We start from the raw sequence: 15835 nt of genomic DNA on the forward strand, positions 1-15835 counted from the left end.
TGATGTTTTGTGGAATGGGCCGGATATCCCGTTCCTAAGAATGCTACAAGAGCTCTGTTTTAACGAACCGATGAAAACACTTCAAAACCCTGTATTGATTCTATCACTTGTTGCCACGACCGGGAGTTGATCAGCTCGTGGGTATCGAACGTAACGCCTTTTTCGGCTGCGAAAATACCAAAGTTTTTCACCCAATCAAAGATAGTTTCCGTGGTAAAATAAGGTGTGCAGGCCCAAGCAGATTGCAAATTATTCACCATCTCGGACATATCTCCCCGATCGTAAGCCTCCCAAGCTTTCCACACTAAATAATAGTATTTCAGCAGGCTATCCACTTGCTGTAGCTGCTTTTTGAGTTTCGGACTAATAGAGAAACTGTCGCTCTCATCGTCACTTACCAATGCCTGTTCAATTATTTCTCCATATTCCCGAAGCATCCGTTCTTCTTGGAATAGTTCTTCGGCTCGCGCTTTGCACGCTTGTCCTGCAAGTCTACGCGATTCGGGATTTTCTGCCCATATTTCCACCGTTTCTACCAACTCTTTTACTGTTCCTTCTGGGTCGATTGTAGGATCGGGCAGCAACTTTCCCGTATCTCCCAATTCTTCAGGAATCCCGCTGACTGCTGTGGCAATTACGGGCAATCCTTTCGCCATTGCTTCCATAATTGCTAGCGGCATTCCTTCTGCTTGGGAAGATAAAATAAAGATGTCGCTGGCGTCGAGCCAATCGGCAATATCCCAGCGCTGTCCTAAAAATTTAACCTGTTCTTCTACTCCCAATTTGCTCACAGTTGCTCTTAATTCAGGTTCCATATTGTCGTGAGTAGTAGACCCCGGCCCGGCCCAAACAAAGTAAATTTGGGGCCAAATTGGACGATTTTTCAATTGGGCGATCGCCTGCAATTGATACTGATATCCTTTAATTGGAGTCAATCTCGCCGCCGTAAAACAAACGACAGCATTTTCAGGGATTCCTTGTTCTTGACGCAGGCGTTGGCGAGTGGAAAGATTCGGTGACTCAAAATAACTATTTGGTCTGCCATAATAGATTACTTTTCCCCGTTCTAGACGCGCTTTAAATAGACTTTGGAACAAGTTTAAATTCTCGTGGGAAACTGCTACTGCTGCTTTGGCTACAATGTACTGGTAGGCAACTGCATCGAAATAGGGGATTTGATCGCCGCGATCGAAGGTTTCATAATTGCGATTGATATAACCCAGACTGATGATGTACGGTATATTTTGCTCGATCGCAACTTGTTTAGCTGCAAAGTTAGCCATCGGCCAGCCGTCACTAAATATAATTAAATCCGGTCTAGCTTGGGCGTAAATCTTTTGAGCATCATCCAAATTGTAAGCTATTCGCAAAAACTCTTTCATCGTGTCGAACTCTAGCCAAATATGTTCGATACCTAGCTGTTTTTGTTCGGTAATTAAAGGATTAGAAGCTTGACTTTGAACGCTGGTTACTCGGTAGCCATCCGCCGCTAATTTACACATCAGCGAGTGGTTGAACTGAGCCAATCCGCCGACTCCTGAGTCTTCTGTGTACAGGAGTACGTGCTGTCTTGGCTGCCGAGAAGTCGAACGGGGAGCCGATTGAAACTGGTAAGGATTGTTAGCTGCGATCGCCACTATGTCTTGCCATTCCTGTAAATTGGTTAAGGCATAGGCATCAAAGTTGTAGCCGTACTGTTCCGAAACCCCCTTAAAAGTTTCCAGCCAATTAAAAACAGTTTCAGTGCCTGTCAAATGAGTGTAATACAGAGATTTTTCCAGACATTCGACCATTTCTGGCAAATATCCGTCGCGGTACATCCGCCATGCTATCCATACGAAACACTTGTAACGTTCCGCCCGTTTCAAGTCGCGGATGTGCTGAGGCAAATCTGGCCGCGCGAAAAATTGCTCCATCAAAATTTCCGTATTTTTCATTAATTTGCAGCCGTTAGACATGATATTGCTGTCGTGCTGACGATAGCAGGTTAATATCTCTTTTAACCAAACTGACTTGCAGCCTTTTAAACCTAAACGTAGCACAAAATCTAAATCTTCGGTTGGCGGCAAGCGATGCTCGAAACCGCCCAAGCGTTCCCACCACTCTCGCCGCAGCATCATGGCGCTAGGACGCACTGATTTGTAGAAAACAAAGGCTTCTAAATCTAATTTTGGTTCTTCTTCCCAAGGCTTTACTCCATAGATGCCTTCCTCGTTTTTGTCAACGATAACCCAACCTGTCTGCACCATATCTAATGTAGGGTCAGCGTCAAAGCAAGCTACTTGTTTTTCTAGTTTTTCTGGTAAGAAGAAGTCGTCAGCATCTAGAAAAGCTAAAAATTCCCCTTTTGCTAATTTGCAAGCACGATTCCGAGCAATTGCTGCTCCTTGGTTATCTTGATAGATGTATTGAATTAAATCGAGGTAAGGTGCTAAAACTTGGCGAGTGTTGTCAGTTGAGCCGTCGTCTACGACGATAATTTCCCAGTTTTGATAAGTCTGGTCAAGAACACTCTCTACGGCTCTGACAATGTAGCGATCGCAGTTGTAAGCCGGGATGATGACACTGACGCGCGATTTTTTTGAAGGAATGATATTAGCCATTAACTGTTTCCATTCTGGTAAGTTTATGAGATAATTTGCATCGATATTGCAGCCGTAGGTGTTAGAAATTTTAGTGATGCGCTTTACCCAATCTGCTATAGTTGCTGTCAGGGAGTACGGGGTATAATCCAAAGATTTTTGCAAATAGTCAGTCATTTCTGCCGGATGGCCACTGTAGTACAGTTGCCACGCCATCCATGTCAGAGCCTCATAAAAAGCAAGCTTTTCTAATTGGCGGATATCCTCTGGTAAGTCTGCTCTACTGAAGAAATTTTGCTTTAATTTAATACAAAGGTTTGCCTGTTTTATCGCTCTCTGGATGGACACATTTTGCCCGTGCTGGCGGTAGCATACTGTCACTTGAGGCAACCAAGCAGCTTCGCAACCAGATAGTGCTAAACGCACAATTAAGTCGGCATCATCTACTGAATCATACTGAGAATCAAAGCCACCGACTCGTTCCAGCCACTGCCGCGAAAACATCATGGCGCTGGGAAGTAGGGGCATATAAACAATCCAGGTTTTTAAGTCTAGCTGAGGCAAGTATTCCCAGGGTGTGACATCGAAAATACTTTCGCCTTGCTCTTTAACCATTCGCCAGCCACTATTAACAATTCCTAGTGATGGCTGAGCGTCAAATAACGCAACTTGTCCAGCTAACTTATCGGACAAGAAAAAGTCATCTTGATCTAAAAAAGCAATTAATTCACATCGGGATTCCTGAATTCCTCGGTTGCGAGCGGCAGCTACTCCTTGGTTTTCCTGATAAACATAGCGAATTTTTTCAACATAAGGCTGCAATGCTTGGCGGGTGTCGTCGGTTGAGCCGTCGTCTACGACGATAATTTCCCAGTTTTTATAGGTTTGGCTGATGACGCTTTCTACCGCTTGCGCGATGTAGCGATATCCATTATATGCTGGAATAATTACACTTACTCGCGGTGTCGGATTTGCTATTGACATGAATTTTATCGGTGATAAGGAAGGGTTCGGCAACGGATTCTGTAACGGATGTAACGGATGTAACGGATGTCAGGCAGAAGGCAGATGCAATTCTACTGTTGAGAGCAATCCGAATTTGAAATGTAAATTTGGTATTTTAACGTGCATAAAATACAGATTCAATACCCTGTACTTCCTCGACTAATTGTTGCCATTCTACTGAATTAATTAGAGAATATGTATCTAAACTATGCCCTTTAGCTGACGAAAAATTGCCAAAATATTCTACCCAGTTTAACAGCGTTTCTGTACTCAAAAAAGGTGTGTACTTCAAAGATTCTTGAAGCCACTTCTGCATTCCGCTTAGATCTTCTTGACAGTAAGCCTGCCAAGCATTCCACACTAAAGAGCTGTAGTGCACCCGGTTTTCTATCTTCGCCATTGACCTCTGCACCTTTTTTTGAGTAACAAATGGATCTGTTTGACGATCGCAAAGTAAAGCTTTTTCGATCGCCTCCATCGACTCTGCCAACATCCGTTCCTCTTTAAACACTTGCTCTGCCCGCTGCTTGCAAGCTTGACCGATTTGATGTCGCAATTCTGGATTCATCGCCCAAGCTTCTACAGTTTCCGCCAATTCCCTCGCGGTTCCCTCTGGATCGGTATTCGGATCGGGCAACAATTTCCCAGTATCGCCAAGCCCTTCAGGAATCCCGCCCACAGCCGTTGCAACTACCGGCAATCCCTTAGCCATCGCTTCCATAACTGCAAGAGAAGGCGCTGCATCTGCCACAGAAGTCAAAATGAATATGTCGCTAGCATCCAGCCAATCTAGGATATCCCAGCGTTGTCCGATCGCCTTCACGCGATCGCTCACGCCTAACTCTTTAATAGTTTCCCTCAATTCTATTTCTACATTATCAGCGCTTCCCTCACCCGTTCCTGCCCACACAAAATACAGTTTAGACCACACAGGAGACTGCTGCAACTGCTTGATTGCTTCAATCTGATATTGATGCCCTTTAATCGATGCCAATCGAGCAGATGTGAAACAGACAATCGCCTCTTCAGGAATTCCTATTTCTTGCCGCAGGCGTTGACGAGCTGCAGCATTAGGATGTGCAAAATATTCAGAAGAACGCCCCAAGTAAATCACTTGTCCTCGCTCTTTTGGCAACTTGAAATGTTGGCACAATAAATTCAAATGTTCGTAAGCGCCAACAATCAAGGCTCTAGCTTGCAGGCAGTGGTAGAGCACTCCTTCTACATAAGGCACTACATCTCCGCAGGCAAAAGTGGCGTGTTCTGGCATAACTAACCCAATCACCATCATGTATGGTATTCCCATTTGCATCACTACCTGTTTAGCTGCAAAATTGGAAAATGGCCAACCATCGCTAAAAATAATCATATCCGGTTGATTGCTAGCAAAAAGCTCTCGTGCATCCTGAGTATTTCTTAACACCCGCTGTAAATCTTTATGCCCGCTAAAATCCAGCCACAAGTGTTCTATACCTAACTCTCGTTCTCGCTCAAGCAAGGGGCTAGAATGTTTGGTTTGCACGCAGGTGACTCGATAGCCTAACAAGGCTAACTCACAGAGAATGGCATGATTGTACTGCGCTAATCCTCCCACGCCCGGATCGTCCGTGTTGTAGAGTAGAATGTGGGCTTGCGCTTTTGAAGGTGTGGGAATAGAACTCTGTTGAGATTGGGGTGGATTAGTCATCACCATCTGAATTATCTCTTGCCATTGGGCTAACTTACTCAGCGAATAAGCGTCAAAATTTTCACCATATTCTTCAGAAGCCATCTGAAAACTTTCCAGCCAATTCAACACTGTTTGTGTGGGCGAAAAAGGCGTATATTGCAATGACTCTTCTAAACACTGGGCCATCTCTGTTAGATGGCCGTCGCGATACATCCGCCATGCCAGCCACTTTAAGCATTGATAGCGTTCTGGGTTTTTTAACTGCCGGATTGACTGGGGCAAATCGGGTCGAGCGAAGAATTTTTTCATCACAATTTCTATATTCTTCATTACGCGAAAACCGATTGACATGAGATTAGAATTGTGCTGGCGATAACAGGTAAGTTTTTCTTCTAACCAAACTGCTTTGCACCCTTTTAAAGCTAAACGCAAGGCAAAGTCTAAATCTTCTGCTAGTGGCAACTGAGAATCGAAACCGGCCAATTTTTCCCACCAGTTTCGGCGCAGCATCATCGCACTGGGTCGCACGCATTTATATAGAATAAAGCTTTCTAAATTTAATTTAGACGCTTGTTGCCAAGGCTTGACAGCAGAAATCTCTCGCCCGGTTTCATCGACGATTACCCAACCTGTTTGCACCATATCTAAGGTGGGGTTAGCGTCAAAGCAAGCTAGTTGTTTCTCTAGCTTGGATGGTAGGAAATAGTCATCGGCATCGAGAAAGGCTAAAAACTCGCCTTGCGCTAGTTGGCAAGCAATATTTCTGGCTGCTGCTACTCCTTGATTTTCCTGGTATATGTAGCGAATTCTGTCACAATAAGGCTGCAATACTTGCTGCGTGCTATCTGTCGAACCGTCATCTACAACTATAATCTCCAAATTAGTAAAAGTTTGACCTAGGGCGCTTTCCACGGCTTGTACGATGTAGCGAGATCCATTATATACAGGTATAATTACGCTTACTTGCGGTGTTTGAGTAGCTGTTGACATTATTTAGCTCGCTGTTAACCTATGATTATATAGTTTAGATTAATTTGGCGGATTTTCATCATTATTCTGTGTTCGGTTGATCTAATTACAAAAACTTGAATTTTGGCAAAGTGTAGCATATAATTTTACATGGAATGACAACTCAAAAGGAAAATAAAAAATGAATTCAGAAACAGTGCAAGTGAATTTCCAGCAGCAGGCAGAAATTTATTTGGCTACAGGGAACTTCGATCGGGCGATCGCACTTTGCCAACAAATTTTGGCATCTGAACCCAATTCAGCAGAGACTTGCAAGACCTTGGGAAAGGCGCTGCAAGCTCAGGGTAAACTAGAAGACGCAAGGTATTGGTATAAAGTTGCGATCGCCCTGCAACCCGATTTTGCCGAAGCTTTTGCTAACCTAGGCACTCTCTGTGCTACTTGGGAACAGTGGCAAGAGGCGATCGCCTGTTACCAAAAAGCCATCTCCCTGCAACCAAACTTTGCAGGATTTTACCGTAATTTGAGCCGGATATTTACCCAAGTCGGTCAAGCTGAAGAAGCAGCAGATTGTTGGTATCAAGCACTCATGGTGGAACCGATAGAGATAGCAGAAGAATATCTCGATTTAGGTAATACTTTGTTGGCGCAAAACAAGCCAGAAAAAGCGCTGACTTGTTACCACCGCACGATTTATTTAAACCCCAGCTTTTGCGAAGCTTACTGCCAATTAGCAGAAGCTGCTAGCGAGCTAAAGCAGTGGGACGAAGCTATTGTTAACTACCGCAAAGCTATTCAACTCCAGCCGGAGATTTCTGATTTTCATTACAAATTAGGCAATGTTTTGCAAGCTAAGGAACTCTGGCGCGAAGCGGAGGCAGCCTACCGAAAAAGTATTGATTTAAATCCCAATTCTTTTTTGTCATACTACAACTTAGGCAGCGTGCTGCTCAATTTAGAAAAATGGCAAGAAGCTGCGATCGCCTACCGCACGGCGGTGGAAATTAACCCGGATTATTCTTGGTCTTACTACAGCATCGGTGTAGCTTGCGATCGATTAGAAGAATGGTCGGAATCCGCCGCAGCTTACCAGCGCGCTACTGAATTAGATCCGAATTTTTTTGCAGCTTTTCACCAGTTAGGAGATGCTCTTGTTAAACTAGAAAAATTGTCGGAAGCTGAGGCTGCATACGAACAGGCGATCGCACTAAATGCGGATTTATTTTGGTCTCATTATAACTTAGCTTTGACTTTAGTTCAACTTCAAAAGTTTGAAGCCGCAACACTCGCTTATCGGCGGGCGATCGCACTCAATCCAGAATTCTCTTGGACTTACCACAATTTAGGAGCAGCGCTGTTAAAAACCCAACAGTGGAAAGCCGCAGCTACCGCTTACCAACGTGCTATTGAACTTAATCCCACTATTTCTTGGTCTTATTACAATTTAGGCGATGCTTTGAGTGGAAATCACGCATGGAACGATGCTGTTTCCGCCTACCTTTGTGCGCTTCAAATCGAGCCGTCCCTCCCGAAAATTTACATAAAATTAGGTGAGGCTCTAACTAAAAGAACTCCGGTAGATTCAGATGTAGCAACTAGCTACTATCACCACGAAATGCAGCCGCTGCACGCTCCTGAATTTTACTGCGAAATAGCCCAAAAGTTTGCTGAGAGCGATCGGCTTAACGAAGCCATAATGTTGTACTTGATGGCATTAGAAATTAGACCCAAAGATCCAGAAATATCCCAAAAATTAGAGGAGATTTTAGAAAAACAGCGTCAAACAGGGGAATCTACTCTATTATTAGAGTTAGAGGCTAAGGATATTCGCGATCGCTACATTGCCAGAGTAGTCAAAGGCAAGACTTTTGCAGAAGTCGGCGGCTTGTGGGGAACTGTCAGCGAAAAAGTATCTGTAGCTAGCAAATACGGTGCAGTTTCTCTGACAATGATTGATGCCATGCCGGCATCCCTCCACTGGTGGCAAGATTTTCACGATCGCATGACAAGTTTAAATATTGCTAATTATCACTGTATCAATCAAGATATCACTCAGATTCAACTTGCAGACATTGGCGAACCTTACGATGTAGTTCACTGTGCAGGAGTTTTGTACCATCACCCCCATCCGTTGCAGATTTTAGTTGCCTTGCGTCAGATAACTCGCGAGCATTTAATTTTCACTTCAGCTATTACCCAAGAAGTTATAGAGAATGAGTTAGGACGCTATGAACTTCCGCCTTCTGGAGTAATGTTTATTCCAGCTTTGGACGACGCTGAACGAGCTATTTTAACAGCTTATTGGCGGCCATACATCAACAACAACGCACTTATAGGGATAACTGAAAAAGCAGTTTTTGACATGGACAATTTTGCGGCGTGCTGGTGGCTACCTACAGCTAATGCTTTAGAAGCTATGTGCGAAGTCGCGGGATTTAAGGTTTTAGATAAAGGATTGACTTGGGACAATAATGCTCTGACTCTGCTGCTGGGGATTTGAGGATTGCTAAACGAACAATAACAGGACTTGCTTGTGCACAAACGGCTAAACACCCGGTTTAGGAGCGGGTTCCTCATTTTCTTTCTCGATATTCCTACTAGAAACCGGGTGTTTTCCGTAAATCCTAAATAAAATAGCTGCCCACATTTTTGTGAAGAAAACAGGAACAGGGAAATAATCAATGAACAATCAGCAACCAGAGACGCCACTAGGAAACATTTTAGTAGTAGACGATACAGCAGAAAACCTGCGTCTGTTGTCTACGATGTTGACTCAGAGAGGATACACCCCCCGCTGCGTGATTAACGGAAAAATGGCTTTGAGAGCGTGCAATTCTAATCCACCAGATTTGATTTTGCTCGACATAATGATGCCGGAAATGAACGGTTACGAAGTTTGTCAGCATTTGAAATTAGAACCTAAAACTCGCGAAATTCCGGTAATTTTTATCAGCGCTAAAGATGAAGTATTTGACAAAGTAAACGCATTTGCTGTGGGAGCTGTTGACTATATCAGCAAGCCATTTCAGTTTGAAGAAGTGCTGGCCCGCATCGAAAGTCACCTCAGCCTGCGGAATTTACAAAAGCAGCTAAAAGAACAAAATATGCTGCTGCAAGAAGAAATTACGAGCCGATTAGCAGTGGAAAAAACTCTTCAGGAGAAAAACCAAATTTTGCAACAAGAAATCAGCACCCGTCGCGCCGTTGAAAAAGCTCTGCAAGAGCAAAATTTGGTACTCCAGCAAGAGATATCCCACCGCCAGCGCGCCGAATCTGCTCTATTAAAATCTAACCAAGAATTGGCGCGTTCAAATGCAGAACTAGAACAATTTGCTTATGTGGCTTCTCATGACTTGCAAGCGCCTTTAGCAACCATTGCTAGTTACGCTCAACTTTTAGAAAAACGCTACAAAGACCAACTCGACAGCCAAGGTAGTAAGTTTATCGGCAATATCGTTCAGGGCTGCACCAGAATGCAAACTTTAATTGACGATTTACTCGAATATTCCCGCGTTGGCAGGAGTCGGAAACCTTTTCAACTGACAGATTGCAATCATGCAGTCGAGCAAGCACTCGCGAACCTGCAAGGGGCGATCCGCGAGACTAAAGCCGTTGTCACCTACAGTGAATTACCCGCGGTAATGGGGGATATTTCTCAACTCGTACAACTATTTCAAAATTTAGTCAGCAATGCGATTAAATATCGCCACGATGCAACGCCTGTGGTTCATATTACCGCTTGCAAACAGGAGGAAAACTGGTTAATTTCTGTCTCAGATAATGGAATTGGGATTGCTCCACAGCATCAAACACGTATCTTTCAAATTTTTCAGCGCTTGCACACTCAAAGAGAATATTCTGGGACTGGTATTGGTTTAGCAATTTGTCAAAAAATTGTGGAACTTCACGGCGGATCTATCTGGGTGGAATCGGAACCGGAGCAAGGTTCAATTTTTTACTTTACTCTCGCTTAATTGAGGTATAGTTTCGCCAATGTATAAGCTATAATCTTGGCAAAATTAATCACTTTCTCTATCCTTAAAATGTGTTACATCGAATATATAATGTAGAAGTCAAAAAAAACAATAGGGGGAGATAAAAACATTAAATAATTGTTGGTAAGGAGTGTGAGTATCGGGGTGGGGATATGGGCTACAGTTGCATTCATTGTTTTAATTGGTATAAATGGCAATTTAGAATAAAACTTCTTTTCCGTTGACAGTCTAGTTGGTGCGTGATATAATTTTACTTATTAAACATATTATTTGTAAAGATTGCTTACCCTCCCCGAATCTGACGATCGATGTATGTGTACGTGGAATTGAATGACTGCCCGGAAAATAAAAGGTAAAATTCCAGTTATTTTAATATTTTCTTGATTAACAAATATTATGAAAGCAGTTTTTAACTTAGCTTTGCCTCCTATCTGCTTTAAAGTTCTGTTAGTAGAAGACAACCCTCATGAAGCTGAGCTGATTGAAGATTTGCTGTCAGAAATAGGCGGCGCGCAGCGTATAGTGCTGACGAAAGTAGAGCGCCTCAGCGAAGCGCAGCAGCGATTGAATCAAGAAACTTTTGACATAATTTTATTAGACCTTTCATTGCCAGATAGTCGGGGAATCGAGACGGTTGCTCGGGTACAAGAGTACGGGGTAAATGTGCCGATCGTAGTTCTGACCGCCCAAAACGACGAAGAACTTGCCCTGCGGTTGATTTCTGTCGGCGTACAGGATTATTTGGTAAAAAGAAAAATCGACAGCGAACTGTTAATTCGATCGCTCCGCTACGCCATAGAACGCCAAAACAGTCAAGATGCTTTGCGAAAAAGTGAAGAAAAATATCGCTCGGTGGTGGAAAATTCCCTGATCGGCATTGCCATCATCGCTCCAATTATTGACAGCGAAATTCCTCTAAATTGCCACTGGATAGAAGTTAACGATGCCCTGTGCAATTTGCTGGGCTATGAGCGCTACGAACTCGTGCAAAATAATTGGCTAGAGTTGACTCATCCAGAAGATTTGGAGGCTAATTGTGAAAATTTTTCTCAGATGTTAGCAGGTAGGAGCGACGGTTACATCTTAGACAAAAGGTTGCTCAGAAAAAATGGCGAAATAGTTCACACGCGAGTTTCCCTGCGCTGCATCCGCCGCCTGGACAGGTCTATCGACCGGATAATAGAAGTAGTGTTGGACGTGAGCGATCGCTACCGCTACGAAGCCAAACTGAGAGCATCAGAAGAATTTTTAAACCACACCATAAATGCTACGCCAGACCCAATTTTTGTCAAAGACGAGCAACACCGCTGGATGATATTAAATGATGCTTTTTGTCAGTTGGTCGGCAAATCGCGGCAAGAACTGCTCGGCAAATCAGATTATGACTTTTTCCCCCCATCAGAAGCTGCTGTTTTTTGGACAAAAGATGAAGAAGTATTGACAACGGGTATCTGCTTGGAAACCGAAGAAAGCTTCACAGACTCTGCCGGAAAAGAACACATAATTTCTACCAAAAAAAGCGTCTTCCAAATAGCAGACGGCAGTAAAGTAATAGTGGGTACAATTAGAGATTTTACCGAATACAGACAGCAACAAAAAGCCCTGGAACAAAGCGAAGCTCGCTTTCAAAAATTGGTAGCTAACCTGCCGGGAATAATTTATCAATTACGAATGTCAGCAACTGGAAAAATGTCTTTCCCTTACATTTCTTCAGGCAGTAGCCAACTCTACGAATTAGAGGCAGAAGCAATAGAGCAAAATGCGGAACTGATTTCCAATGGAATTCACCCAGACGACCTCTTAGATTTAAAAGCATCAATGGCAATTTCAGCCACTACGCTGGAACCTTGGCAGCAGCAGTGGCGGCAGACTTTACCATCTGGAAAAGTTAAGTGGCTGCAAGGAGCTGCGAGACCAGAAAGGCTCAATAATGAGAGCAAATCTGGCAGCGAAGGCGATATTCTCTGGGACGGTTTAGTGATGGATATCACTGAATTAAAGCAGGCACAAATAGAGCGCGATCTGTTTTTCACCATCTCCTTAGACTTGCTTTGTATTGTAGGTTTTGACGGTCATTTTAAACGTTTAAACCCAGCTTGGTCAACAGCTTTAGGCTACAGTATTAGTGAATTGTTTGCCAAGCCAATGATCGAATTTGTTCATCCAGACGATCGAAAAGCTACCGCAGCCGAAGGAGCAAAACTAATAGCAGGTACGTCCAGTATCTCCTTTGAAAACCGCTACATCTGCAAAGACGGTTCTTACAAATGCTTCCTGTGGACGGCATCGCCATTTAGCGAAGAAGGTTTAATCTACTCAGTCGGCCACGACATTACGTCTCGTAAACAAGCAGAGTCTCAACTCCAGCGCCAAGCAGTAGCAATGGCCGCTGCTTATGACGGAATCGCGATTTTTAATAATAATAAAGAATGTATTTATTCCAACGACGCTTATCTCAAAATGTACGGCTTGGCTAGCCCTAGCGAAATGTATGGGAAGAAATGGAAAATGCTCTACAGCAAAGCAGAAAATATATTTTTTGAATTACAAATAATGCCGATGCTTCTGCAAAAAGGGTACTGCAATATAGAAGCAATCGGTCAGCGCAGTGACGGTACTAAGTTTCCTCAAGAATTGTCGCTGACAATGCTTGTCGGTGGCGAAATTATTTCTATAGTCCGCGATATAACTAATAGAAAACAGGTAGAATCAGCCCTGCGATCGAGCCAGCGCCGCTACCAAACTTTAGCAGAAGCATCGCCAGTTTGCATATTTCACACTGACACATTTGGAAATTGTCTTTATGTGAATCAACGGTGGAGCGAAATTACGGGATTAAACGCAGAATTAGCAGCAGAAATTGGCTGGATGAATGCCATACATCCCGATGATGTGGATCGGGTAAAAAATGAATGGCATAGCTCAATTATTGATACAATTCCTTTTAAATCAGAATACCGATTTCAGCGTCCAGACGGTCGGGTAATTTGGGTGATCGGTCAGGCAATTGCAGAAATCGGAGACAAGCAGGAAATTAAAGGCTATATCGGCACTATTACTGATATTAGCGATCGCAAACAAGCAGAATTAGATTTGCTGCGAGTTACTCAAGCGGTGGAAAGCACCAGCGATGCGATCGGCATTGCTGACTTGACAGGGCGATCGCTCTACCACAATCAAGCCTTTGTTCAACAGTACGGCTACACAGCAGAAGAACTAAACACAGCAGGCGGATTAACAGCAATTTATCCTCAAACTAAAGTGCTGCTAGAAATGTTTAAAACGCTCCGTAAAGGCAAATCTTGGCAAGGCGAACTCAAAATCAACACTAAAAACAACGAACTGGTAACAACTTTATTTCGCGCCGACGGCATTAAAGATGAAACTGGTCATTTAATCGGGTTAGTGGGAGTAATTACCGACATCACCGAACGCAAACAAGCGGAGATGGCACTGCAGCAGCAATTAAGGCGAGAACGGCTAGTAGTTGCTATGCTCGATCGCATTCGCTCCTCCCTAAATTTAGAAGAAGTCCTGACAACTGCTGTCAAACAAGTGCGGCAATTTTTGCAAACAGACCGCACAGTTATTTACCGCTTTAATCCCGACTGGAGCGGCTTTGTTGTTGTGGAATCCGTGGCAAAAGATAGAATTTCGCTGCTAAATTTTAACAATATTGATGGCTGTTTTAAAGAGAAATTTGTTGAAGTTTATCAGCAAGGCGGTATTAGATCAATGGAAGATATTTACCGGGAAAATTTGACGGAATGCCACATGAAATTTCTCGAAAAAATTGAAGTAAAAGCTAACTTAATAGTACCAATTTTAAAAGCACGAGAAAGCATTTCCCAGACCCAACCGACGGCAGAAAATCAGCTCTGGGGACTGCTGATAGCCCAGGATTGCAGGGGCCCCCGTCCCTGGGATTCCTCAGAAATAGAATCTCTCCGGCAATTGTGCGTGCAATTGGCGATCGCGATTCAGCAATCGACGCTATTTCAACAAGCACAAACGGAAATTGTCGATCGCAAACTTGCAGAATCTGCCCTCCAACAAGCTGCATTAGCTGCTGAAAGCGCCAACCGCGCCAAAAGCGAATTTCTGGCCAATATGAGCCACGAACTACGCACGCCTTTAAACGGCGTTTTAGGTTACGCTCAAATCCTCAAAACCGACAAAGACTTAAGCTCAGATCAGCAAGAAAGTCTCAGCAATATTCAACAGTGCGGTCAACACCTGCTGATGTTAATCGACGATGTTTTAGATCTTTCCAAAATTGAAGCTAGAAAAATGGAACTCTACCCGGAAGAGTTGAATTTTCTAAATTTCACGAAAAACATTGCAGATCTCTTTCAGATGCGAGCTTCGCAAAAAGAAATTTTATTCCATTACGAACAAGTCTCTCCCCTCCCTAGCTGCGTTCGTGTAGATCCAAAAAGATTGCGCCAAATTCTCATAAATTTACTCAGCAATGCGGTTAAGTTTACTAACAGCGGCGGTGTGACTTTTAAAGTCGGCTATGTCGGCACAGAGGCCTGGAGTCGAGGGCAAGGAGACAATTATGAGTTCTCGACTTTGAGCTCGGAACTAAAACAAAATTATATGCGCTTTTCCCACAATCCGATCGCAGCCAAACACGCTTTAAAAATCCGCTTTCAAGTCGAGGATACCGGCACGGGAATAGAGCAAAGCAAGTTAGAAGAAATATTTTTGCCATTCCACCAAGTAGGAGGCAATACATTTGTTGAAGGTACAGGTCTCGGACTCTCGATTAGCCAGAAATTAGCGAAACTAATGGGTGCCGAAATTCGCGTCCACAGCACTTTGGGAAAAGGCAGCACTTTTTGGGTAGATTTAGAATTGCCAGCAGCTAAACGGTACTTGGAGGTGTCTCCTTTGCAGGAAAAACGCTGGCTGGTCGGTTTTATCGGCAACAAGCGGAAGGTGTTAATAGTGGATGACAATCAACAGAATCGCGATTTGTTGTCCAGGCTGCTGCGACGTTTAGGATTTGATGTGGCAGAAGCCCAAAACGGCCAAGAATGCCTCTACAAAACAGTTGAATTTCAACCGGATGTCATTTTAATGGACTTGCGGATGCCTGTAATGGATGGCTTAGAAACGGCAAGAAGACTGCGGCAGTTGCCGGAAGTAAAAGATGTTGTGTTAATCGCTATGTCAGCTAGCGTTTTCGAGGCTACGCAGCAAGATAGCATCCTCGCAGGGTACGATGCTTTTCTTCCCAAACCGATCGAAGCAAATCACTTTTTGGAACAGTTGCGCGTGCGTTTGGGACTAGAATGGATTTATGGGGAATCTTCGGAAAACAAAAAGCGCAAACCTCCCAGTTTGTCACCAGCCTCTGATTTTCCTGCTTATTCTTCTCTGTTACCTGCGGCTTCTGAGTCGGTAGTAAAACTTTTGAAACTCGCAGCTATGGGCGACATTGAAGAAATTTTTGATGAGAGTGCTAAGCTGGAGAGTTTAGAACCTAATTTAATGCCGTTTGTCTCGAAGCTGCGCCAACTTGCTAAGGGATTTCAGCTCAAACAAATTCGGAATATTTTAAAGCAATATATCGATGGTCAGTAGGCAGTAGTCAATCGATTTTAGAT

The 15835-nt window shown here is 43.6% G+C and carries 5 protein-coding genes; 3 read left to right on the plus strand and 2 right to left on the minus strand.

Translation table 11 applies throughout. The annotated features are described in order from the left end of the window. Window positions 1-59: 59 nt before the first annotated feature. On the minus strand, window positions 60-3566 hold the full coding sequence (locus tag QUB51_RS05005) for a glycosyltransferase (protein WP_333207670.1): 3507 nt from the start codon (window positions 3564-3566) through the stop codon (window positions 60-62). Between the two features lie 136 nt (window positions 3567-3702). Then, a complete protein-coding gene (locus QUB51_RS05010) occupies window positions 3703-6246 on the minus strand; it encodes a glycosyltransferase (protein ID WP_333207671.1) in 2544 nt (847 codons plus the stop codon). Window positions 6247-6406: 160 nt separating this feature from the next. Here QUB51_RS05010 and QUB51_RS05015 point away from each other — a divergent pair, with 160 nt between their 5' ends. The 3 genes from QUB51_RS05015 to QUB51_RS05025 all read left to right on the plus strand — a co-directional run bounded on the left by QUB51_RS05015 (window position 6407) and on the right by QUB51_RS05025 (window position 15812). Next, entirely contained in the window at window positions 6407-8725 is a 2319-nt protein-coding gene (locus tag QUB51_RS05015; RefSeq protein ID WP_333233799.1) for a tetratricopeptide repeat protein, read from the plus strand. Between the two features lie 181 nt (window positions 8726-8906). Beyond that, window positions 8907-10199 carry an ATP-binding protein gene (locus QUB51_RS05020; RefSeq protein WP_333055688.1) on the plus strand — a complete coding sequence of 431 codons (1293 nt, stop codon included), beginning with the start codon at window positions 8907-8909 and terminating at the stop codon, window positions 10197-10199. A gap of 417 nt (window positions 10200-10616) precedes the next feature. Continuing rightward, entirely contained in the window at window positions 10617-15812 is a 5196-nt protein-coding gene (locus tag QUB51_RS05025; protein ID WP_333260704.1) for a PAS domain S-box protein, read from the plus strand. Window positions 15813-15835 lie beyond the last annotated feature (23 nt).

Source organism: Microcoleus sp. AT8-A3 (assembly GCF_036705675.1).
GTDB lineage: Bacteria > Cyanobacteriota > Cyanobacteriia > Cyanobacteriales > Microcoleaceae > Microcoleus.

Excerpts from the sequence above, each read along its gene's own strand:
- QUB51_RS05005 (WP_333207670.1), bottom strand. The coding sequence starts at position 3,566 with ATGTCAATAGCAAATCCGACACCGCGAGTAAGTGTAATTATTCCAGCA.
- QUB51_RS05010 (WP_333207671.1), bottom strand. The coding sequence starts at position 6,246 with ATGTCAACAGCTACTCAAACACCGCAAGTAAGCGTAATTATACCTGTA.
- QUB51_RS05015 (WP_333233799.1), top strand. The coding sequence starts at position 6,407 with ATGAATTCAGAAACAGTGCAAGTGAATTTCCAGCAGCAGGCAGAAATT.
- QUB51_RS05020 (WP_333055688.1), top strand. The coding sequence starts at position 8,907 with ATGAACAATCAGCAACCAGAGACGCCACTAGGAAACATTTTAGTAGTA.
- QUB51_RS05025 (WP_333260704.1), top strand. The coding sequence starts at position 10,617 with ATGAAAGCAGTTTTTAACTTAGCTTTGCCTCCTATCTGCTTTAAAGTT.